Annotated in this window: 24 protein-coding genes; 15 read left to right on the forward strand and 9 right to left on the reverse strand. The window is 65.3% G+C overall.

Going from position 1 to position 22058, the window contains the following annotated elements; genetic code table 11:
- Window positions 1-389 precede the first annotated feature (389 nt).
- Entirely contained in the window at window positions 390-827 is a 438-nt protein-coding gene (locus tag A39O_RS0124885) for a DUF2442 domain-containing protein (protein ID WP_040528724.1), read from the forward strand.
- Window positions 828-1174: 347 nt separating this feature from the next.
- Here A39O_RS0124885 and A39O_RS0124890 read toward each other — a convergent pair whose 3' ends face one another.
- Window positions 1175-1435 carry an antitoxin gene (locus A39O_RS0124890; RefSeq protein ID WP_020507375.1) on the reverse strand — a complete coding sequence of 87 codons (261 nt, stop codon included), beginning with the start codon at window positions 1433-1435 and terminating at the stop codon, window positions 1175-1177.
- Between the two features lie 530 nt (window positions 1436-1965).
- On the opposite strand from A39O_RS0124890, the gene A39O_RS0124900 reads away from it, so the two are divergent.
- Complete coding sequence (locus tag A39O_RS0124900) at window positions 1966-2850, forward strand: hypothetical protein (protein WP_040528721.1); 885 nt, start codon at window positions 1966-1968, stop codon at window positions 2848-2850.
- Here the strand turns inward: A39O_RS0124900 and A39O_RS0124905 are convergent.
- Window positions 2847-3254 (reverse strand): type II toxin-antitoxin system VapC family toxin, encoded by a 408-nt coding sequence (locus A39O_RS0124905; RefSeq protein WP_020507378.1) that lies wholly within the window; start codon window positions 3252-3254, stop codon window positions 2847-2849. The two genes, A39O_RS0124900 and A39O_RS0124905, sit on opposite strands and share 4 nt — an antisense overlap.
- Window positions 3251-3616: a type II toxin-antitoxin system prevent-host-death family antitoxin gene (locus A39O_RS42935; protein WP_085954723.1), complete on the reverse strand. Its 366-nt coding sequence runs from the start codon at window positions 3614-3616 to the stop codon at window positions 3251-3253. Before A39O_RS42935 ends, A39O_RS0124905 begins: the two co-directional genes overlap by 4 nt.
- A 194-nt stretch (window positions 3617-3810) precedes the next feature.
- Here A39O_RS42935 and A39O_RS37100 point away from each other — a divergent pair, with 194 nt between their 5' ends.
- Both A39O_RS37100 and A39O_RS0124920 read left to right on the forward strand, forming a co-directional pair.
- Window positions 3811-5775, forward strand: coding sequence for a tetratricopeptide repeat protein (locus tag A39O_RS37100; RefSeq protein ID WP_020507380.1), 1965 nt, complete (start codon window positions 3811-3813; stop codon window positions 5773-5775).
- 411 nt (window positions 5776-6186) lie between these two features.
- Window positions 6187-6645: a hypothetical protein gene (locus tag A39O_RS0124920; RefSeq protein WP_157640400.1), complete on the forward strand. Its 459-nt coding sequence runs from the start codon at window positions 6187-6189 to the stop codon at window positions 6643-6645.
- Between the two features lie 3 nt (window positions 6646-6648).
- On the opposite strand, the gene A39O_RS0124925 is transcribed toward A39O_RS0124920, so the two are convergent.
- The 5 genes from A39O_RS0124925 to parS form a co-directional block, all read right to left on the reverse strand.
- Window positions 6649-7362: an SDR family NAD(P)-dependent oxidoreductase gene (locus A39O_RS0124925; RefSeq protein WP_020507382.1), complete on the reverse strand. Its 714-nt coding sequence runs from the start codon at window positions 7360-7362 to the stop codon at window positions 6649-6651.
- Between the two features lie 42 nt (window positions 7363-7404).
- Window positions 7405-8235: an alpha/beta hydrolase gene (locus tag A39O_RS0124930; RefSeq protein ID WP_020507383.1), complete on the reverse strand. Its 831-nt coding sequence runs from the start codon at window positions 8233-8235 to the stop codon at window positions 7405-7407.
- A gap of 13 nt (window positions 8236-8248) precedes the next feature.
- Window positions 8249-9700 (reverse strand): protein adenylyltransferase SelO, encoded by a 1452-nt coding sequence (locus tag A39O_RS0124935; protein WP_020507384.1) that lies wholly within the window; start codon window positions 9698-9700, stop codon window positions 8249-8251.
- Window positions 9701-9896: 196 nt separating this feature from the next.
- Window positions 9897-10364 carry an RES family NAD+ phosphorylase gene (locus tag A39O_RS0124940; RefSeq protein WP_020507385.1) on the reverse strand — a complete coding sequence of 156 codons (468 nt, stop codon included), beginning with the start codon at window positions 10362-10364 and terminating at the stop codon, window positions 9897-9899.
- Window positions 10364-10822, reverse strand: a complete 459-nt coding sequence (parS, locus tag A39O_RS0124945) for a type II RES/Xre toxin-antitoxin system antitoxin (RefSeq protein WP_020507386.1) — start codon at window positions 10820-10822, stop codon at window positions 10364-10366. Before parS ends, A39O_RS0124940 begins: the two co-directional genes overlap by 1 nt.
- Window positions 10823-10950: 128 nt before the next feature.
- Here parS and A39O_RS0124950 point away from each other — a divergent pair, with 128 nt between their 5' ends.
- Entirely contained in the window at window positions 10951-11871 is a 921-nt protein-coding gene (locus A39O_RS0124950; protein WP_157640401.1) for a DUF7281 domain-containing protein, read from the forward strand.
- A complete protein-coding gene (locus tag A39O_RS0124955; RefSeq protein ID WP_157640402.1) occupies window positions 11861-12109 on the forward strand; it encodes a DUF7281 domain-containing protein in 249 nt (82 codons plus the stop codon). The genes A39O_RS0124950 and A39O_RS0124955 overlap by 11 nt, the downstream gene beginning before the upstream one ends.
- Window positions 12110-12274: 165 nt before the next feature.
- On the opposite strand, the gene A39O_RS35065 is transcribed toward A39O_RS0124955, so the two are convergent.
- Window positions 12275-13354, reverse strand: a complete 1080-nt coding sequence (locus A39O_RS35065) for an HPP family protein (RefSeq protein ID WP_020507389.1) — start codon at window positions 13352-13354, stop codon at window positions 12275-12277.
- A gap of 219 nt (window positions 13355-13573) precedes the next feature.
- Between A39O_RS35065 and A39O_RS0124970 the strand changes: the two genes are divergently transcribed.
- The 9 genes from A39O_RS0124970 (at window position 13574) to A39O_RS0125010 (ending at window position 21916) form a co-directional block, all read left to right on the forward strand.
- On the forward strand, window positions 13574-13945 hold the full coding sequence (locus A39O_RS0124970) for a DUF190 domain-containing protein (RefSeq protein ID WP_020507391.1): 372 nt from the start codon (window positions 13574-13576) through the stop codon (window positions 13943-13945).
- Window positions 13946-14358: 413 nt separating this feature from the next.
- Entirely contained in the window at window positions 14359-14898 is a 540-nt protein-coding gene (locus tag A39O_RS0124975; RefSeq protein ID WP_020507392.1) for a MerR family transcriptional regulator, read from the forward strand.
- A gap of 88 nt (window positions 14899-14986) precedes the next feature.
- Complete coding sequence (locus A39O_RS0124980; RefSeq protein ID WP_020507393.1) at window positions 14987-18091, forward strand: TIGR02452 family protein; 3105 nt, start codon at window positions 14987-14989, stop codon at window positions 18089-18091.
- Window positions 18092-18254: 163 nt separating this feature from the next.
- Window positions 18255-18542, forward strand: coding sequence for a hypothetical protein (locus A39O_RS41225; RefSeq protein ID WP_157640403.1), 288 nt, complete (start codon window positions 18255-18257; stop codon window positions 18540-18542).
- Window positions 18458-19261, forward strand: a complete 804-nt coding sequence (locus A39O_RS0124990) for an SNF2-related protein (protein ID WP_020507395.1) — start codon at window positions 18458-18460, stop codon at window positions 19259-19261. The genes A39O_RS41225 and A39O_RS0124990 overlap by 85 nt, the downstream gene beginning before the upstream one ends.
- On the forward strand, window positions 19233-19457 hold the full coding sequence (locus tag A39O_RS0124995; protein WP_020507396.1) for a toxin-antitoxin system TumE family protein: 225 nt from the start codon (window positions 19233-19235) through the stop codon (window positions 19455-19457). Before A39O_RS0124990 ends, A39O_RS0124995 begins: the two co-directional genes overlap by 29 nt.
- Entirely contained in the window at window positions 19450-19815 is a 366-nt protein-coding gene (locus tag A39O_RS0125000; protein ID WP_020507397.1) for an HVO_A0114 family putative DNA-binding protein, read from the forward strand. The genes A39O_RS0124995 and A39O_RS0125000 overlap by 8 nt, the downstream gene beginning before the upstream one ends.
- Before the next feature lie 154 nt (window positions 19816-19969).
- The gene (locus A39O_RS0125005) at window positions 19970-21184 is read left to right on the forward strand and encodes a restriction endonuclease (RefSeq protein ID WP_020507398.1); all 1215 of its coding nucleotides are present in this window, start codon (window positions 19970-19972) and stop codon (window positions 21182-21184) included.
- A gap of 108 nt (window positions 21185-21292) precedes the next feature.
- On the forward strand, window positions 21293-21916 hold the full coding sequence (locus A39O_RS0125010; protein WP_020507399.1) for a hypothetical protein: 624 nt from the start codon (window positions 21293-21295) through the stop codon (window positions 21914-21916).
- The last annotated feature ends 142 nt before the right edge of the window (window positions 21917-22058 follow it).

Genomic DNA, 22058 nt, shown 5'->3' on the forward strand with positions numbered 1-22058 from the left:
AACGCCAAGCAACGCGAGGCGCTGGCGCTGATCAAGGCGATCGAGATGTAGCCAGGCATTTGCACCAAAATTTTTCGAAAAATATTGAAATATCAGTCGAATATCGCGTTTTCCAGGCGGGAACTTCGGTTTAGCCGGTTCGGCGCACAGGCACCACTGATTTTATTTGAGATCTCGGGAATCGCCACCGGCTAAAGCCTCGGCCTCCAGTTGCGGACAGGCCGTCGCTGGCCGAAACGATGATCAAGGCCCTCGGGCGGACGCGCAAGGGGACCTGGAAGAGGCATTGATAACCGATGGGCGGAAGCCGACCGGATCGCGCTTGCCGCCTCGAACATCACAATTTCCGAATGGCGCAAGCTCAACCCTCAGTTGTGAGGTATTGGCTGATGCTGACCGTTATTTCCGTCAAGGCCGTTGCGCCCGCGACGATCGAAGCCGCCCTTTCCGACGGCAGGACGTTAACACTGGAGGCCGCGACGATCATCGGCTCTGCCGGCTATGAGGCGCTGACTGATGCTGATTGTTTCGCGAATATCGTCGTAGCGGACTGGGGCCACGGTATCGAATGGCCAGCCATTGACCAGGGATTGTCGGTCGAGACCCTGACTCGCATGGCGCGCGAACAGGCCGGCACCGCCTTCCCCACCGCCGGCTTCAATGCCTGGATGGAGCGCAACGGGCTCACCTTGAGCGCCGCGGCCCAAGCGCTCGGGCTTTCCCGTCGAACCATCACCTATTACCACGCCGGTCAAAAGCCTATCCCCATCTACATTGGCTTAGCGTGCGAGGGCTGGGAGGTTCGCAATCGTAGCCGGGCGGCCTGAGTTTATGGAGATGAACGTCTTTGCCCAACTGGTGGGGCGTTTCATCTTATCTTGCAGGTCCGTGCTCGCTGCGAGTTACCATCCATGGCACTGGATTCCGGCATCCTGCCGGAATGACGAGGGCGGCTTTCCCGCAACTTTAGGCGGAACGGGGTATTAGCCCGCGGGCCTTGGTAATCGTTCGTCATCGTTCCGGCAAGCTTTCGTCGGAGCTCAGGAACGGAAATTCCATCCACAGATGTCACAGATGTCACAGATGAACACAGATGAACACAGATGTTTTTCTTTATCTGTGAACATCTGTGTCATCTGTGGATAAATCCTGGCGAGCACTTGCATGTATTGCTTCATTCACTCCAACCCGCGAACGGGTCGCGCGCGTGCGCTCCTTGATGACGCTCGTGCTCGTCGAGAAAATCCGCCGGCACCTCCGCATCCTTGAGGATAGCGAAAAATTCATCCCAGTCCGTCGGCTTGCGCGACAAAATCACGTCGCCGGTTGCCGGATCTCGACGGATGAACACTTCTTTCGTATCGAATCGATAGGCGGCCGGCAAACAGACCGCCTGGCTCCGACCGTTTGTGAAAAGTTTGGCGACTTGGCTCATGGCGGTATCCTCCGGCGTTGATATATATCATAGTATATTATAAAGGTCGGTCTGGCGTTGGCGAACGGCCTGCTTCGCCGCGTCGGCAGACCGGTTCCGTTACACTGGATGCCTGCTCAACACCAAACCACTATGAGGAACCGCGGTGCCGAAAAAGCCCTCGAAGACCCCGACGCCCGAGCCGGCTCAGATCAAGGCGGTGGAGCGGCTGCTCCGCGACCGGGACTATCCGCGGGCGATCGAGCGGGCACGGGTCCTGGTCCAGCGTTTCCCCGATCACGGCGGCGCCAACCATTATTGGTGGATGCCCTGGACCTGGGCCGCGGCCGGGGTGCGGCCGTCCTGGCCGCCTATCAGTGGCTGGAGCGTCGGCCCAACAGTCCGCGTGCGCTTGAAACCTTCTTCCCGTTGGCGGTCGAGGGCCGCCATCTCGCATTGGCGTACCGGAGAACCTGTATGCCCTGGGCTGGGCACTGCGGCTGCGCCTGTATTTGGGCGATGAGACCGGCGCCAGGGCGCTTGGCGTCCCCTTGGCTCAGGCACCTGCCCGCCGTTCCGAGGATGCTTACGGGCAGCTCACCGCGCTGCTGTTGATCCACGAAGATCAGGCGGCCTGGGATGCCTTCGAGTGTATGGAGCGGGCCGCGTGGGCCGCGAGCGAGCGCCGCCATCGGGTCGCAGAACGGCTCCATCTGGCTGCCGGGGCGGCCAGTCGGCTGGGGCGTGCCGATCAGGCGCGCACGCTGTGGCGGGAGGCGCTGGAGCAGGATCCGCGGCATGCGACCGCCGCGGAAAACCTCGCCGTCCTGGAACGGGATGCGGCACCCCTGACTTGTCCGGCGCTCTTCGGTTGGCGCCAGGTGCTGCCGATCGACTGGATGCGTCGACTGTCGGAGGCTGACGCGGCACACCTGGAGTCAGCGCTCGGCGCCTTGACCGCCAGCGATGCCTATCTGGAAACGATCTATCTGGCCGGCGACGCGACCGTGCGTGCCTTGGGCGCACAATTGCTGACCCATCGGCTGACGCGCGAGTCACCGGTTCAGCCCATCCCTGGCGGGCCGCCCGAACGGCGTGCGGCAGTCATCCTTCGGGATCTGGCGCGCCAGCCTGTCGGTACCTCTGAGGAACGCACCGAATTGCTCCGCACGCTGCGCGAGAGCGGGTTGGTCGACGGCGACGAGACCGTGCAGTATTGGGACGGCAAGGTGTTGCGCTCGGTTCAAGTGCTCTCGACCCAGATTGATCGGGCGCCGCGGCCAACCGAGTTGAGCCGCGCCCAAGGCGAGGACGCGTCAGCCGACGCGCTCATTGCCAAACTTGAGCAATTGGTGGAAACCGATGATGACAGACGCCGGCTTGCGCTGGCCAAGGCGCGGGTGGCGCTGGCCAGTCCGGGTCGACGCATCACTTAGCCGGATGCCCCGCCGGCACTCGCAACGTCTGTTTGAGAAAAATCGTTACCTTTGAACAGCAGCGGCAATCCGCGCACCTTCGCCAATGCGTAACTGAACACATCGCCGAAGTTCAGCCCGGCGGGGTGGCCGCTGCCCTTGCCGAACGCCACGAAGGCGGCATAGGCCGCGTCCATCTCGGCCGGACCGGGGGATACTATTTCAAACATCGGCAGTCGCAGCACGTCGTCCAGCAACACGACCGCCCGCTGTCCCCGTCTGCCATGCACCACCATGCGCGCCTCAACCACCGAGACCGTGCTGATCAAGGCCCTGTTGGCCTGTTGTAGGACGCGTACGAATGTCTCACGCTCAGGTTCCCCGAAGGCGATGGCGACGACGGCCGACGTATCAACCGCGATCATTGCGGCAGGCCATGCTCATCCCAGGCCACCGGATCATACGCGTCCTCTCGTTCCGGGATCAGGTCGATTTGCGCCAGCAGGGCCGCGAGGCGGCCGAATCCCTCAGCGTCCGCTTGCGCTGCATCAATGCTGACCAGGTGCTCGTTCGGCGGGGCAGGGGGGAGTGTCTGAGCGCGGTTGCCAAGCTGCAGGGCGCGGTCCTCGTCTATGGTCTGCAACCGCTGAAAGAGCGCGATATCGACGATTGCTGCGACCCGCTTCCCGCTCTTGGTGATGACGATCGAATCGCCACGGTACTGAATCTCGTTGAGTAACTCCCCGAGATTTTGCCGCACCGTCATTGCCGGGGCTTCACGAACCATGTCAATCACCTCAATTGTTGTGAATGGGGTAAGCTTAGGGACAAAAGATCGGCGCGACAAGGCCGACTGATGCGGATGCCGACGGGCGGCGTTTCATCGGGAATCTCACCGTCTTGCTCAGGGTGCCGCCTCAATCAGACGGGCTGCCGCGGGGGTAGTACACTGTTCAACGCCAAGCCACCGGAGAAACCGCAGTGCCGAACAAGCCGTCGAAGACCCAGCCAGCCAAGACCCCGCAGCCCGAGCCGGCCCAGTTCAAGTCCGTCGAACGGTTGCTCAAGGACGGTGACTACCAGCGGGCGATCGAGCGGGCACAGGTCCTGGTCCAACGGTTTCCCGATCACGGCGGCGCGAACCATCTGTTGCTGCAGGCCCTGGAGCGGGGTCAGAGTCGCGGCGCGGCGGCCCTGGCCGCGTATCAATGGGCGGAACGTCGGCCGCGGAGTCCGCGGGCGCTCGAAGCCTTGTTGCAGTTTGTCCTCGCGGGCCATCACCTCTTCTTGGCCAATCGCGTCGCGGACCAGTTGCGGGACCTGGGTGCTCCGGCCGGGACTGCGCTCTCCGACGCCACGAACTGGGATGCGTTGTTGGCACAGCCCGACGGCACGCGGGCGACCCGCGCGCAGATGGAACAGTTCGATATCGGCAGACTGTATCTGGAAGCCAATGATTTCGCGGGTGCCGTCCGGGCACTGGACGGTATTGCCCTCACCTCGGCCCGCAACAACCGGGCTTTCGCCTTCTTTCACCAGAACCGCATCGCGGAGGCGCTGGCGTGCTTCCTGGATGCCTGGCAGCACGACCAGGGTAATCTCTTCGCCCTGGGCTGGGCGTTGCGGCTGCGGCTGTATCAGGGCGATGAGACCGGCGCCCGCGCGCTCGTTGCGCCCTTGGTCCGCGCCGAGGCGCGCCGCATCGAGGATGCCTATGGTCAGCTCGCCGGCTTGCTGCTGATCCGGGAGGACCAGGCCGCCTGGGAAGCCTTCGAGCGTTCCGGTCAGGCGACCTGGATTAACCGTGACACCGGTCCCCTGGTCGTCGAACGGCTCAACCTGGGAGCGGGCGCCGCCAGTCGGCTCGGACAGGCCGAGCAGGCAGCGTCGCTGTGGCGGCAGATCCTGGAGCGCGCCCCGCGTCATGCGGCGGCGGGGGAGAACCTGGCCATCCTGGAACGGGACGGGGCGCCCTCGGCGCATCCGGCGCTGTTCGATTGGTCCCATGTGCTGCCGGTCGGCTGGGTGCAGCGATTGCGCGCGATGGGCCAGGCGCCCCTGGATGCCTACCTCGATGAGTTGAGCGCGACCGATTCCTATCTGGAGGCGATCTACCTGGCCGGCGAGGCGTTTGTACGTTCCTACGCCACGCAACTGTTGAAGCATCGGCTGAAGCGCGCGTCCCAGGCCGAGCCGCCGGCTGGTGGTCAGCCCGAACGGCGCGCGCCAGCCATCCTTCGGGATCTGGCCTGCCGGTCGGTCGGTACCCCGCAAGAGCGCGTCGCGATGCTGCATGCACTGCGTGAACACGGTCTGGTTGGGGCCGATGAGGCTGTTCAATACTGGAACGGTGCGACGCTGCAGGAGATCAAATTGGTGTCGACCGACATTTACCGCGAGCCCGATCCGCCCGATCTGCCGCCGGACCTGCAGGCCATGCTCGATGCCTCGGTGCGTTCGACGTGGGATGGCGAGCTGATGGCCGCCGAGGCGTATCTCCAAGCTGTGCTGGAGCGCGTTCCGGACCACCAGGCCGCCTTGGGCAACCTGGCGGCCATCCGCGTCAAGCAGGGGCGGGATCCGGAGTCCCGGGAACTCTTGCGTCGGGTGATCGCGGCGCATCCTGATTACTTGTTTGCCCGCGTTAACCTGGCCAGCCTCCTGATCGAGGATGGGGATCTGGAAGAAGCCGAAACCTTGCTGAGCGGTCTCGGACAGCGTCCGCGGCTCCACATCCAGGAGGCGTTTGCCCTCTACGGTGTCATGGCCATGCTCCGCCGCGCCAGGGGCGAGGATGCAATCGCCGACGCCCTGATCGCCAGTCTGGAGCGGATGGTTCAAACCGACCACGATCGGCAATTGCTTGCCACGGCCAAGGCGCGTGCCGGTGTGGGTCGATCTTTACCGGATGCTATCAGATCTTTGGCTAAGGCTTCGAACCCTTGAGTCTGGAAAGTCGACCACCGAATCCCGCACCGCCGCGGGTGGACAGCGCGGTGCTTGTCCACCCGATGCCGCGTGGCCGAAACCGTGATCAAGACCGCGGATGGCGAGTGCCCGGCTGGCCTCGGACGTGATCTGGTGGCCGCAGCCACGCCAGGCACCGAATCCAACAGGATCGCCGGTCACCACATATACTTGATGCGGACATCGTCGCGATCGGACACGGTGCCGTCGACAGCGTCGGCCGTTCCCGGTCGTGCCGCCGCAGCTTGTTCAGTCGCGGTCCGCGTGTCGGGCGGTGCACTGCGTCTGCCCGCCGCCCGGCACCTGTGTATTGATGGTACCGTCCGCACGGTCCCGACGACGCATGCAGCCGGCAGACGGCGCATGCGTCGGTCCGGACAGGAGGTCGCCATGGTCGTGCTACCCCGCCCTCGGGAGCGGTCTTGGATCCCGGTCTGGATGATGATGCTCCTCGCCCTGTATGGCGCGCCGGGCCTTGCCGCCCGGTCGGGGGACGCGTGGGAGGCGTGCCGGGATCGGGTGTTTGCGGATCTGGAGGCTGCCGGGCGTCGCGAGTTCGGCGATGCCGGCGCCTACACCGGGGCCACCGGCAGCGGGGCGCTGCCGGAGGTGATTGAGCAATGCGGGTACCATCCCGAGCGGATCGATCGGCCTTTGTGCGACACCCTCTATCAACAGGTCTATTGGGACTGCCGGGAGGATGGTTTCGACGGCCTGTCGATGGCGGCCAGGTCCTGGGTCCTTGTGTTCGATCCCGACGGCTCCTTGATCGCGCGGCTGCGGCGTGTCTGTGCCGATCCCGCGCAACTGGGCCGGCCGTCCTTTGGTCGTCTGGTTTGCGGTGACTGACGGCTACCAGGCAATCGCCTCCCCATGCCGGAAGAAGCCGCCGTTCGGGCCGTCGTCCGGCAGGGTCGCGGCCCAGACGATGCCCTTGGCGCCCTCCGCGACGCTCAGCGGCGCATCCGATCCGCCGAGGTCGGTGCGCACCCAGCCGGGGCAGACTGAGTTCACCTTGACGTTCGTGCCCTGCAGTTCGTCGGCGAAGATGCGGGTGACGGCGTTGAGCGACACCTTTGAGAGCCGGTAGCCGGGGCAGCCGCCGTTCATGTCGCTGAGCTGGCCCATGCCGGAGGAGACGTTGACCACGCGCCCGTTGCCCTGCATCAGCGGAATCAACACCTGGCACAGGTGGATGGCGGCCAGGGTGTTGGTTTCCATGGCGCGGCGGATGGTGTCGAGATCCGCGTTGAAGATGCTCGACTCGGGACTGCCGGGGCTCGGGTCCGGAAAGATGCCGGCGTTGTTCACCAGCACGTCGATGCGTCCGAAGGTCGCTTTGAGATGATCGCGCAGGGCCTGCACCTCGGCCGGCGCGGTGACATCCAGGTGCCGGAAGTGCGCCTCGTGGCCCTCGGCCGCCAAGGCGGCGGCCGCGGCCTGGCCGGCGGCGTCGCGGCGGGCGGTGATCAACACCCGATAGCCGCGCCGTGCGAGCAGGCGGGCGGTTTCAAGGCCGAGTCCGCGGTCGGCGCCGGTGACGACGGCGGTTGGCATCGCGTTCATGGCGGTGTTCCTGTGTGGATTAGTCTGGATCTGGGATGGGGTTCAATATGGGTCCGGCGGCAGACTCGCCAAATACTGGTCGAGTGCCTGCTCGTAACCGGGCTGGGAACGCAGAAAGCCGTCGTTGTGCCCGTCGCGGAGAACGACGAAGCCTTTGGGTTCCGGCGCCGCCGCGAAGAGTCGGCGTCCGAGCGCGTAGGGAATGATCTCGTCGTCCGGGCTGTGCAGCACCAGGACCGGGCAGCGCACCTGATGCAGAGCGCCGGCCGCGTCGAGACGGAAGGGCAGGACGATCGCCCGCGACAGGAGCGGGAAGAGAGTGTCCGCAAGGTCGCGGGCGGAGCTGAAGGTCGACTCCAGGATCAAGCCCCCGGGTTGGACCTCGGCGGCAAGATGGGCCGCCACGATGCCCCCCAGGGAGCGGCCGAACAGGACGATATGCGCCGGAGCGATCCCCTGGTCTACGGTGAGCCAGCGCCAGGCGGCACGACTGTCCCGGTAGAGCCCCGCTTCGCTGGGTGCGCCCTCGCTGCGGCCATAGCCCCGGTAATCCAGGAGAAGTATGTCGAGCCCCAAACGATGGAAGATGGCCACGGATGCCCCCCGATGGGCGATATTGCCGGCATTGCCGTGGAAGAAGAGCAGCACGCGCCGCGCGCCGGTGGTGGCGGCGGGGATGAACCAGCCGTGTAGCCGGATGCCATCCTCGGTATGGATTGCGAGATCCCGGTAATCGAGACCCCAGTCCCGGGGCGTCGCCTCCAGCGTGGTCGAAGGGAAGAACAGCATCCTCGGCTGGGCCAGAAAGAGCAGGCCGTTGAGCAGCGCCCAAGCGGCCAGCACGCTGAACAGGATCGCCGCTATGCTGCTCAACCGGATCACCGTTTCAGGTTCCGCAGAAGGTTTGCTGTACGACTTCGTGCGGCTGTGGCGGTTGCGTGTAAGGTGCGTGCTCGGGCCGCATCTCCCAGGGGCTGGCGAGTACCCGCAAGAGTGCGTCCAGCGGTACGTGGTCGCCGTCCACCGCCGCGTTCAGCGCCGCCTCGACCCGGTGATTGCGCGGGATCACGGCCGGGTTGGCCCGCCGCATCCGGGCCGCCCGCTCGGCCGGGCTTGCGGTCTCGCGTGCGAGCCGGGCGCGCCAGTCCGGCAGCCAGGCGGCGATGGCGCCACCGTCGCTCCAGCGGGTCTCGTTACCCGCTGCAACCTCACCCAAGGCGCGGAAGCTGTTGGTAAAATCTGCATTGTCCGCGGCCAGGGCCGCCAGGAACCCGGCGATCTGTTCGGCATCGTCCGCCTGCTCATCCATGAGCCCCAGCTTGGCCCGAAAGACCGCGAGATAGGCCTGTTCGAACCGCGGCATGAAGGTGTCGACCGCCGTCTGGGCGATGTCCAACGCCCGCTCCGGGTCTTCGTCGAGCAGCGGCAGCAGTGATTGGGCAAGGCTCACCAGGTTCCACTGGGCGATGCGCGGCTGATTGGCATAGGCATAGCGCCCGTGCCGATCGATGGAGCTGTAGACCGTCTCGGGGTGATAGGTATCCATGAAGGCGCAGGGGCCGTAATCGATGGTCTCGCCGGTGATCGACATGTTGTCGGTATTCATCACCCCGTGGATGAAGCCGATGCCGAGCCAACGCGCAATCAGGTCCGCCTGACGCCCGATGACCGCGTCCAGCAGGGCCAGGTAAGGCTGTTCAGCCTCGGCCAGTGCGGGGTCGTGGCGGGCGATGACATAGTCGGCCAGGCGGCGCAGGGCCGCGTGGTCCTCGCGGGCCGCGAAATACTCGAAGGTCCCGACCCGCACATGGCCGCGCGCTATCCGTGTCAGTACCGCGCCCGGTCGGGTGGCTTCGCGATAGACCGGTTCGCCCGTGGTGACCACGGCGAGTGCGCGCGTGGTCGGGATGCCGAGCGCGTGCATCGCCTCGCCGATCACGTATTCCCGCAGCACCGGACCCAGCCAGGCGCGTCCGTCACCCCCGCGCGAGAAAGGGGTGCGGCCCGAGCCCTTGAGGTGAATATCGAAACGGGTTCCCTGCGGGTCCGTGATCTCGCCGAGCAGGATCGCCCGGCCGTCGCCGAGCTGCGGGACGAAATGGCCGAACTGATGCCCGGCATAGGCCATAGCCAGCGGCTCCGCGCCCGCGGGCACCTGATTGCCCGCGAACACGGCCAAGCCCTCCGGCGTGTCCAGCGCTGTCGGGTCGAGTCCGAGCGACAGGGCCAGTGCGGTATTCAGTTTGACCAGCCGCGGACCGGCCACCGGCACTGGGGCCAGTCGCGCGTAGAAGTGGTCCGGCAGGCGGGCGTAGGTGTTGTCGAAGGCGAGGGTCATCCGCGGTTTGTATCCGATGTGTTCGAGGTGATGGGCAGGTCGCCGCGCTCTGGTCCATCAATCTGGATGAGAACGGAAATATCAAGCCGCCAATCGCTTCCGGACCCGGACGCCGAGGTCTTGGCCCTGTTCCGGTATCGGTTCAGTGTGGAAGCAGGTCGGCGGTTGCTGGAAGCGCGGCTGTCGGGGCCCGGAGCTAAGGTGATCGCCTGATCAGCCGCAGATCGGTGATCAGCAGCTGCGGCTCGCCGACTCTGATTCGGGCAAAATCGGGGTGTCGCGGATTGAGTAGGTAATTCGTCTCGGCGGGGACCACTGCGCTGGGGACGGCGAGTACGGCGGTGGTCAGCCCCTCTGCCCACTGGGTACCCAGGGCACGAAGGGCCTCGAGAGCTGCCGCGTCGCGCCAATCGGGGTCGAGTTGCCCGGTGGTGACCCGAGCAATCGCCAGGTCAGTCGGGACCTTGGCCGGGATCATCAGGTAACGGGCACGCAGGGGCTGGTCTTGGACCAGCATTTCCAGCATGGCCAGGGATTGGGAGCCGGCGGTGTAGACCAGCGGCACACCCTTGCGATTCCAGCGGCCCCCGTAGCGTCTGGCGCCTTCTCCGGAGAAGGCGCTGTCGGCAAAGCGCGCGGTCAGTATCCGCCAGACGGTGAGCATCAGGAGAAAATGCCGTGCTCAATGCGCCCAAGGGTGTCCATTGCGCTCTCGGTACCAATGTCGGTGTCAAGCAGTGTCAAGGGTGTGACTCCGCCGAGCGCGGCATTGGGCGACTTGAGCCAGTCGATGGTCGCGGCCAGATCCTCGAAAACCTCTTCGCCGCGGGCAATCACCCGCGCCAGACGGATCACCCTGGATGACTCCTCGCTTGTGAGTTTGCCCTCGCGCTTGCGCCGCGCCAGGGTCCGCTCGGGGATGCCCACGGCGGTCGCCAACTCGGTCTGGGACAGGTGCGTGAGTCTGGTCAGGGCATCCACAGCGGACGCGGGAATGCCGCTACGGATGAGGGTCACCCAGTCAAGCGTTGAGCGAGGGAGGCAGGCCAGGACGGTCTGGCCGCCAAGTAGATCATTGACCGCAAGCAGCGACGGAGCGGAGAGGGTAACGGTGGGCGTCATGGATCATCTCGGTAAACAGGGGGGACAGCAGCCCGCGCTGAAGCGGAACAACTGGAGGTTGGTCGCCGGCTGCCTTTCTAGGATAATGTGCCAGATGGCAGAGCGCATAGTCAAAAATGGCGGAGCACATGTTTGAGCAAACCCTGACCCTGCTCCTGGCCGGCGAGTTCGTCTGTGCCGTGCGTTATCCGGACGCCTGCCGGTTCCTGGAGGATGAGGCTCAGCGCCGGGATGCCGAAGCCTTTCTGGCCCGGCTGGCCCGGCTGGGCCGGCGGCTCGCCTGCACCCGACAGGGCGGGGCCTGGTTCGCCGCCTATGCCCGGATCGGCGAGGACGAGCGGCGCGCATTGCGCGACGGGTTCGCCGAGATCAAGCACAATCTGCGCTTGCTGGTAGTCATCAGGGTCGGATCGAGAGCGCGGACGAGGCCGCGACCCCGAACGGCCTTCAGGCGCTGCGCCGGCACCGCACCTTGGTGCCGCTCGAGCAAGACGCCTTCCGGCTCGCGTCATCGCTCGCGCGGCATCTGGACGACGTTCTTCGAGGACTTCCGCATCGGGCGGACCAAAGGATCTGCCTTCCTGTTCGATCGGGAAGACAAGGCGCGGATTCGCGAACTCCTGAGCGCCGATGGCATCGCTCCGGACACGGATCCGGCGGCCTGGAACGGGATCGGCCGCGCCCAGGCGCTGCACCTTGGACCGAACGAAAAATTCGCCGCCGCCCCGGTCAAGCGCCGACGGGTCGCCATCAAGACGCTGCCGGGGCGTCCCCTGATGCTGGACGGCCAGGCGCTCATCCTGCCGCCCGCCAGCCACCTGGACGTGGAAGGCCCGACGGTCGCCGGTCTCTTGGCTCACGCCACCGTGCTGCTGGTGGAGAACTGGGAGTCCTTCAATCGCATCCATGACACCGAGCTGGATTTTTCCCCGGCCGGAGAGAATCCACTGGTGGTCTGGCGGGGCGACCGCTCCGACACCCGCGCGGACCATGCGCTGGGACTGTTGCGCGCCTTGCAGGTCCCGGTCTGGGCCTTTCGTGGATTATGACCCCGCGGGTTTGCTGATTGCCGCCGCGCTGCCCGGTTTGGCCGGTCTCATCGCGCCGCCGCTCGAGCGCCTGGAACGTGACCTGGCGCAGGGTCTGGCCGAGCGCTATCAGGCGCAGCTCCCCATGGCCGCCGCCGCGCTGGATGCCAGTCCGAGCGCGCCGGTGCGCCGGCTCTGGACCATCATCCGCCGTCACGGGCGGGCACTGCCGCAGGAGCGTTACCTGCGTTCGCGGTGATTGTCGGCGTCACCCTCCGGCGAGTTGTTCCTGGAATCCACGCCACGCCGGGCGCCGCACCGCGGACGCCGCGGTTGCGTCGTCCGCCCTCCTGATGACTCATCGACGCCGCCGCATCCGGCGTGGTGGCGAAACTTTAGTCGGCGTTTCAAACGCACTGTTTGGTTAAGGTTCAGTCCCGCTTGGGCACAGCTTATCCACAGAAGCGACAACAGGGGATGTGGAAAGCTCGCGGTGCTCCGGTCGGGGGTGGACGACGCGTCGCCAGGTGGTCTCGTCGCGCTCGACCTCATGCCGTGCCCAGTCGGCGAAGGCCGCGCGACTCAGGGTGCCGCGGGTGCGCCGTTCGGTTCCGGCAGCGCCGCGGAAGGACACCAGGGCCTCAGCGCCGCCGGGCTCAACCGTGATCACGCGACGTACCGCCCAGTCGGCCCCGTAACGGCCGTTGCTGTAGCAGCGGCCAGGCCGGATCTCCAGATCGCCCGGATGGCGTTCCTGGGCGTGGTGCGCCGCCAGGGCGAAGATCTGTGCCAGGTCGGCCTCGGAGACGTCGATGAATGAATCCATCCGCCCTAAGGCATAGACCAGATCGTCGTGGCCGAGTGCGGGCGGTGTCGGCGTCTCCCCGGTATCGGGTACGCCGGGTGCCGCCGCGGGTGCCGCCAAAGCGGCCGGATAACGCCGCCAGCGGAAAGGGAAGTTGAGCAGGATGCCGGCCGCCACCAGCAGCGCGGCATTGACCAGCACTGGTGCCAGGAGATAGCCGTACCCCAGGGCCTGGATCTCGGCGCCGCCGATGATCGCCGTCAGGGCGGTGGCGCCGCCCGGCGGGTGCAGACAGCGCGCATAATGCATGGTCACGATCGCGAGACCGACGGCGAGCGGCCCGGCAAGTGCCGCCGACGGGATCCAGTGCGCCGCGGTGACGCCGATGAAGGCGGACAGCAGATGGCCGCCGATGACCGGCCAGGGCTGAGACAGGGCGCCATGGGGCACGGCGAAGATCAGCACGGCCGAGGCCCCCATCGAGGCCACCACCAGCGTACTGCCCGGCCCCAGGGGGTGCAGCGCCGCGGCAGCGAACACCAGCGCAATACCGAGGACACCTCCGGCCATCGCCAGCCAGCGCTCGTGATGGCTGGCCGGCCGGGATTCGATGCCGAGCAGCGCGCGCAGTCGCTCCCGCGGGGGTAAGCGCCTGGGTTTGCTGCGGTGCGGCGGGTTGGTCTGGTCGGTACTGGTCACGCGTGCTCCCCGCTGCAAGGTTCAGACGAAGGATGTGGCTGGAAACGCCGGTCGGTCGGCAGCCGCCGACGACCCGTTTGCGTTATACCTTATGCGCAGGGTTCGCGGTGGTCTCGCGCCTGGATCGCGCGGCTGGCCGGCGGCTTGAAGCCGAAGGCCCCGTTCAGGTTGCGAGACATCCATGTTCACACGTGCGTCAGATGACTGGCAGGACTGTCCATGAACGGCTGTTTTCTCAAGTTCTATGTGGCGGAAAACCGCCGCCACCATCGTAAACTGGCCTACGACTGGCTGCTGGAGGAGGCGAAGCAACTCGGTTTGCACGGCGGCTCAGCGTTCCGCGCCCTGGCCGGCTATGGCCGTCATGGGCGACTGCACGAGGAGCGTTTTTTCGAGTTGGCTGGAGACCTGCCGGTGGAAGTGGGTTTCGTGGTGACCCAGGAGGAGGCCGATCGGTTCCTGGCTCACATCGCGGGGCAGGGGCTCAATCTGTTTTATCTCAGGGTGCCGGTGGAGTATGGGTTTACCGGTGATCCTGAATCTTCGTCTGCTTTCCAGGAGCCCCGACCGGAGCATAGCAGCGCCATGTGACGGTCGGCGCGACGCCGAAGGCGGGCGAAACGATGAGCGCGATGTTATAGCCTTCGTACTCTTGGTGTAGGGGCGGGTTTGAAACCCGCCCCTACGTCCGGTTATCACGTCCGAAGGCTATACCGGCCAAGCGCGCAAGCAAAAAAACCCGCGCGACGTCGCGTCGTACATCCTGCGACGCGAAATCTTGAGCTGCCCGCTATTTTGAAAAGGCGCGTCAATGCCTCTCTCATTGGCGCGCGACGCTCGACACCGGACCGGGCAACGATCCGGGACGCAATGCCTACCTCACCGCTTTTCATACCGCCCAAGCTTTTCAGACCTGACCGGGATTTTCTGTTCCGCCGTCCCTGAAACACGAATCTCGCCTGTCGCCAAGTTGACAGCGACACTGTTTGATGTATAGTTAGGCCATGATTGACCCACTCGACATCAACGCCCTCAGTCGTGAGACCGGCGTCCCCGTGCGCACCATCCGCTACTACCTGGCGGAGAAACTGCTGCCGGCGTCGGCGGGACGGGGACCAGCCGCGAGCTATGGCCCCGGCCACCGCGACCGCCTGCGGCTGATCCGACGCTTGCAGGAAGCCCACCAGCCGTTGGCCACGATCCGGGCGCAGTTGGAGGCCCTCGACGATGCCGGCGTGGCCGCGGCGCTGGTCGAACCGGGCGCTGTGCAAGATGCTCCCGCGACGGCCTACGACTATGTGCGCCAGGTGTTGGGTCAGCCTGCCCGGCACGGCGAACCGCCCACCGGTGCCGCGCGACCGGAGCCCGCGGTCACGCCTGCACCGCCGCCAATGGCGCGGCAACCGCATCGCAGCACGTGGGAGCGCATCACCCTGCACCCGGATATCGAGTTGCATGTGCGTCGACCGCTCGCCCGCGCCGATCAGCGCCGGCTCGACGCCCTGCTGGAGCAGGCGCAGCGGCTGTTCAGCACCGAGCCCTGACCAGGAATCCAGCCACCGAAACCCAACCGGGCAGGCGCCGACCCCAGCAGTCTCCGTCCGCCGCTACGACAACCTGAAGGAGACGCCCATGTCCGCCATTGCCGAGAGCCTGTCACGCGTCGTCGTCGGAAACCCGATCCAGTTCCTCAATCTCAGTCTCTTTCCGCTGCTGGCCGAAGGACCGGCCCAGCCGGGCTATCGGCTCCTGGATGAGGCACTGGGCGACGGCGGCGCGCGCGTCACGGAGGTCTCCGAGGCGGGGCAGGTGCCGGAGTTGTGCTTCGTCAATCGGGGCGACTGGCCGGTGTTGTTGCTCGACGGGGAGGAATTGATCGGCGCCAAGCAGAACCGCATCCTCAACCTCAGCATCCTGGCCCCCGCGCACCAGACCATCATCATCCCGGTCTCCTGCGTCGAGGCCGGTCGCTGGCAGGCCGAGTCCGCCGAGTTCGGCAGCGCCCGGCGTGCCCACTTCGCCGCCGGGCGGGCGCGCAAGGCCGCGGACGTGAGTGATTCCCTGCGCCGGCGCGGCTCTCGCGAGAGTAACCAGGGCGCGGTATGGCGCGACATCGAAGAGCGTTCCCGCCGCATGCAGGTGTCCTCTCCGACCGGAGCCGCCGCGGCCTTGTATGAGGGCAGCCGCGCCCGGCTGGACGACTTCCGCGCCGCTTTCACCCCGCAGCCGAACCAATGCGGCGCGCTCTTCGCGATCAACGGCCGGCTCGTGGGACTCGATCTCTTCGATAGCCCGGCCACCCTGGCCGCTGCCCTTGGCAAGCTGGTGGAGAGCTACGCGCTGGATGCCATCGACGCGGCGAGCGACGTCCGAACCCAGGCGCAGGAAGTCCCGGGTCCCTGGCTCAAGTCCATTGCAGCGGCCCCGATCGAGCGCTTCGCAGCCGTCGGGGAGGGCGAGGACTGGCGCCTGGTCGGCGACGGGCTCGCCGGCGGTGCCTTGGTGAAAGACGGGCGTCTCATCCACCTCTGCGCCTTCCGGACCGCGGCCGACGCTGACGACGGCGAGGCCCCGGACCCCGAGGGCCGCGAACGGCTGGGACTCACATTGGACACCGATCGCCGGCTGATCCGTGCCGCCGGTCTGAGCGAGCGCTACCTGCACCTGCGACTCCAGGCCCCGCACCTGAACGGCGAGCGTGCCCCGGTCGACCTGGCCCTGGCACTCGACCGCTCGGGGTCGATGGGCGGCGACAAGTGGCCGCGCGCCCGTGAGACCGCCCTGGCGGCCATCGACCGTCTCGGACCCCGCGACCGGATCGCCCTGGTGGTCTTCGACGACCACATCGACACCGTCCTGCCGCTGACCCACGCGGGTGCCGGTGCCAGGGCCGCGGCCAGCGCGGCACTCGGCAAGATCGGTCCCCGCGGTTCCACCAATCTCGGCGAAGGTTGGCTCACCGCCTGCGGTCTGATCGGCCGCGAGCCCCCGAACGAGCGACTGCGCCGTTGCTTCGTGCTCACCGACGGCCAGGCCAATGTCGGCATCGTCGATCCTGCCGAACTGGCCGTTCACGCCGCACAACTGCTGACGCTTGGAGTGCGCACCAGCACCTTTGGCATCGGCGATGACTACAACGAGTCACTGCTCGGGCCGCTGGCGGATGCCGGCGGCGGCGCTTTCCACGACATCCCCACCGGCGCGGACATCGCCCCCCGCATCGGCCGGGAACTCGGGGACGCCCTCGCGGTGGTCTGCGCCGATCCACGCGTGCATCTGTCCTGGGACGGGAGCCTTGCGGTCAAGGCCCTGGGTCCCTGGCGCACCAAGACCGGCGATCGCGCCCTCAGCATCCATCCCGGCGACCTGGCGAGCGGACAGGTGCTCGACCTGCTGGTCAGCGTCCGCTTCACGCCGGGTGCATTGAACGCGGATTGTCCGCTGCGGGTGCAGGTCAGCGACGGCGACCGGCCCCTGACCGCGGCCGACTTTCGCTGGACCTGGGTCGATGATGCCGCCCGTAAGTCTCAGCCCCGCCAGGTCGCGGTCGAGCGCCGGGTTGCCGAACACCTGGCTCATCAGGCGCGTTACGACGCCGCCTCGGCCAACCGCGAGGGCGATCTCAAACGGGCGCGCAAGACGCTTCGCGATGCCGCCAAACGGATTCGCGACTATAGCGGCAAGAATCCCGAACTGGTGGCCCTGGCCGCCGCGCTGGAGACCGAGGTCGAGCGTCACCGTGAGCCGTTGGGCAGCCGCGGCGTCAAGGAAGCCGTGTATGAGTCGGGCAATGCCCTGCGCAGCCGCGGGGGAAGCGGTGACCGCATCCGGGATCGAGCGGCACCAGAGGAACGCGCCCTGGCCCGGGTGGAGGTTCGCCCGTGCCAGGACAGTCCGGAACTCGCCGAACGCTGCCGCAAGCTGAGTCAGATCCCGCGCGAACAGGCGGCGGCCCTGGGCCAGTCGGCACTGGCGGCGATCACGGCCGGGACCTATTCCAACGTCGCCGGTCAGCCCGTCCACTGGGGTGCCGCCGTGGCCGCGGCCGTCGCGGCCAAGCGCAGCCTGCCGGCGGATGCCGTCCTGCCGCAGGTCGGGCCAGTCGGCTTCACCGTCACCCAAGTCCAGGTCGTCAACGAGAGCACGCTCGCCACCGCGCGGCGCCTCACGGCGACGGCCCGGCGTGTGCTGGTGCTCAATTTCGCCAACGGACTCCACCCCGGCGGCGGCTTCCAGCAGGGCAATCGCGGTCAGGAGAGCCTGCTGTGCCGCTCCAGCGCGCTCTTCGCCACCCTGTCCGCTGATCCCATGTACGCCGCCCACGCCGCGCGGCCCCTGCCGGACTCGACCGACTGGGCGATCCTCTCCCCGGACGTGCCGGTCTTCCGCGCCGCTGACGGCACGCCGCTGGACCAGCCCTGGCCGCTCGGTATCCTGACCTGCGCCGCGCCCTACGCGCCCAAGCTCGGCCAGGCGGCCGCTGCCGACCGGATGCAGACCCGCATCCGCCGCGTGTTGGCCATCGCGCGCGCTTTCGGCTACACCGGGCTGGTCCTCGGTGCCTGGGGCTGCGGGACCTACGGCAACGACCCGGCCCGCATTGCCGCCATCTTCCATGAGGCACTCAAGGAACAGGCCGGCGCCTTCCAGTCAGTGGTTTTCGCCATCGCTGACTGGTCGCCGGAGCGGCGCTATCTGGCACCGTTTCGGGATCTGCTCGCCGCCGGTACTGGCTAGCGGGGTTGTAACTAACCCAATACGCAGTGCTTGCAGACCACCCGGCACGGCGGTCGGGTGGGTCCCAACGTCTTGACCTGAAGCGCATTCACAGGTAGTCCCCATAAGGACATAATGGCGTAGCGTGAAGAATCGGCTTCCATCAACAACGACGGACGGACCCATGGACCACCGCCACCTGACCACCCTGTCTGCCCAGCTTGCGGCCTTCCTCGCCGAGGTCTTGCCGCGCCTCTCCGACCACTGGTGGCAGACCCACGTCCTGCAAGAACTGACCTTTCAGCAACGCAACCACGTCGACACCGCGGGCTACACCCGGCTCGACCAACTCGACCTGGCCGCCCTGCTGCGAATCGCCGACCGTAATTGGTCCGGCTCATTCAGGCTGACCGGCCCCGGCTGCTCATCGCCGATGAGGTCGGTGTCGGCAAGACCATTGAGGCCGGGCTGATCCTCAAGGAGCTTCAGGCCCGCCGCGAACTGCGCACCGTGCTCGTCATCTGCCCCAAGCCGCTGGTTGCCGAGCGCAAATGGCTCGAAGAGATGAAACGTTTCGACGAGCGTTTCGACCACCTGGACGGCCCGACCCTGCGCTACTGCATCGAAGAGACCCATCTGGACGGCGTCTGGCCGCAGAAATACGCCCGCGCCATCCTGCCCGACGAGGCCCTGCTGATGGGCGACACCGAGCGGCGGCGCCCCCGGCGCGGCTTGCTCGGTCTGGACCCGCCGCCCACTTTCGACCTGGTCATCATCGACGAGGCCCACCACATCCGCAACACCGAGACCTGGGCCTACCGGGCGGTCCGCTGGTTCTGCGACAACGCCGAGGCCGTTGTCCGGATCGAAGCCACCCCCATCCAACTCGGCGACCCCGATCTCTACACCTTGCTCCACCTGCTTCGCCCGGACCTTTTGCCCAGCAGCCGCGAGCTCGCAAGCCGCGTCTTCGGCCTCGCGTCCTACTTGGAGTCCATCCTCGACCGCCACTTGTCCCAACTGGAGTGCCCAAGCCGCCACCGGGCACGCGCGCGGTGTGGCTCAGCACTTGACCACGGTCCTCAATCGTGGCGTCATTGGAACAATGAACGCCAGAAAGCTCTTCGAGCGCCGTCAGACTTTCCGCTCCGGCCTGATCGAAATGGTCATCTGGCAACTCCCGCAGGCTGACGCGGAGCGCCCGCACGGGCTGAAGTACCGTTTAGTGTATATTCGGGACCGGCAGCGTATCGTCGGTTATGACAACGAGCGCGGCAAGGGCGACCACAAGCATCTGGGCGGACGGGAAGAACCTTATACGTTCGTCAGCGTCAGGACTTTGCTCGACGATTTCTGGGCCGATGTCAGGAGCTTGACCGATGAGTGAACGACGCATCCTTCGCATCGAGATCTCGACCCCGCAGGCCGCGATGGAGGCGTTCGCGCAAACCTGGGAACGCCTGGAACGGGGCGAAGCCGTCACTCCAGTTGAATCCATTGGCTTCGAGAGCCTGTCTGAGATGCTCAGTACCCTGACGCCAAGGCGTTGGGAACTGATACAGACAGTCAAACGCCGCGGACCCACCCCCATCGGGGAACTTGCTGAACCACCCGAGCAGGACAAGACCCTTGGCTGCACCGATGTCGGGACCTTGGTCGATTTAGGTATCCTTGAAGTCGACGACCGCCAACGCGTATTCGTACCTTGGGATGAGATCGACCTGCGGGTACCGCTAGCCGCTTGAGATTACAGCATGCCAAGAATCAAGAATCAGTTATACCTGTGACCGACCGAGGCTCGCTGACTCGCGCGCCCGCGACTACTTATTTGAGTATAGTACTGCCAAGATACCGCCCCGGGCATCTATGATGCTTAAGCAATGGATCACGTAGCCAAACATGACCGAAAATCATCACGACCTAGTTCACATCCCCAATCTCCCGAGCTATACGGAAGTCCGCAGGCTCATCGCCATCTGGACGGGTACGACCAGCCAAACTGCCGTCCGCGACATGGTCGCCGCGGTATGGGACCATACCGGCACGCCCCAAAATCAGGTCGATTGGAGCAACCCGGACGAATGGATTATTCAACGCCTCTCAGGCGAGTCCGCGGCGTTAGCTGGCCGAATCTGGAAGGAAAGCGGTGAGACCATCAACCCCCGCTACCTTTACGGCGCTTACCGGTTTATCGCCACTTACAAGCTGCTGATGCCTGACAGCAGTGGCATATACCGACTGTCCGACATCGGGCAGGCATTTCTCGACGACGATATCGCTACGGTCCGCAAAATCGACGAGGCCGAAGGCATCCCGATTCTACTCTCCATCCTCGCCGCGCATTCGCCGGGCAAACGTGGCGATTTGCTCGAAGACTGGGGGAGTTTCTTGCTGGCCCATTCAACCTATAGGACTCCTTCGACCATCAAGCATACGCTACGTTATCGTATGCTCAACGTCGTCGAACGTGGCTACTCCACTCGGGCAGGTAATACCTACGCCATCACCGAGAAAGGCATCGCCTACGCCGCCGATTCGATCGCGACGTCGGAGCAGCATCCGCATCAGCGGGTACTCAGCGCCATCAAGAAATACAACGACGATCAGGTCACGGCACTCCGGGAGCGGCTCGCTAAGATGCATCCCTACCGGTTTGAGGCTCTCATCCGGGATCTCCTTGAAGCGATGGACTACGAGGACGTTGTCGTGACCAAACAGAGTGGCGATAAAGGTGTCGATGTGATCGCCAATTATCAGTTCGGCATCACTCAGATCAAGGAAGTAGTCCAGGTGAAGCGTCATCAGGGTTCTATCACCCGCCCGGTGCTCGATCAGTTGCGCGGCGCGCTGCCCTACCACCAGGCGATTCGCGGCACGATCATTACTACCGGCCGCTTCGCCAAGGGCTGCACCGACGCAGCCCTGTACCCCGGAGCCGCGCCCATCACTTTGATCGATGGCGACAGGCTCATAGACCTCCTACTCAAACATGAGGTCGGCGTCAAGAAGCGACCCCAATCCCTGATCGAAATTGACGATAGCTACTTTTCCGAGGGTAACGCCGGCACTGAAACAGAACCGGCCCTAGATTCGACGGAGGACATGGGGTCATGATCGGCAAGATTGAGCAGCGCAGCATCGTCAGCGGCGCTGGTCGCCCGGCTCCAGAAGCAATTTGCCTCGCCGGAGTGAAAGTTAGACAACCCCCAGGAGCTGCCTGACGTGTTCCGTCTGATCGAAACCCACATTCGGAGCATCGTCGGTTCTATCCCTGCGGCCCACGTTCGGGATTACGACTGGCTCGTCGAGAATATCGATCGCGCTGGTGAGTCGGAATTTCAATCGAAATATCGAGCATATTGGGCTATGAATGCGGCGCGCCTCAGCTCGAGCTACTACCAAGAGTATTTTGGCCGCCTCGCTGCGGCTACAGACAGCATGCCAACGCTAGGAAACCTTGTCGGAGATCTCTATAAGGTGCCAACTCACCGGAACGAACGCCAGAGTCTTCAGTTTTCGTTTGCCACGAAGCTAATTCATATGAAGAATCGCCGGTTGCCGATTTACGACAGCCAGATTGCTGCGTTTTATTTCTTTCGGGAGCCCGCCCGCACTCTCTCACTTGGGAATCGGATCAGCCAGCTCGAAAGTTTTCATCGGTTCCTGCGCTCCGAATACGTAAGGATCCTGGCGAACGATTTGCTGACAGCATCAATAACTGCCTTCAGGGCAGCGTTCCTTCCAGTCTATTTCACTGACGAGAAAGTTATCGACTCTCTGATCTGGGCATTCGTATCTAGGCTACGCAGCGGAGCCACCCGAGAAGGCTCCGTAATCTATAGCTAGATGAGCAAGACAAAGCGGCTAAGGCCATTTTTTTAAGCTGACGATAAGAGCATATCGGTTGCGGAGCACGATGCAGCCGAGCAATTCTTATCAGTACACCAAACGCCCAGGCCCCCGCTCTGGTATTTGAGTCACTCAGGAG

Origin of the sequence: Lamprocystis purpurea DSM 4197, from assembly GCF_000379525.1 — a bacterium.
In the GTDB taxonomy this organism is placed as follows: domain Bacteria; phylum Pseudomonadota; class Gammaproteobacteria; order Chromatiales; family Chromatiaceae; genus Thiodictyon; species Thiodictyon purpureum.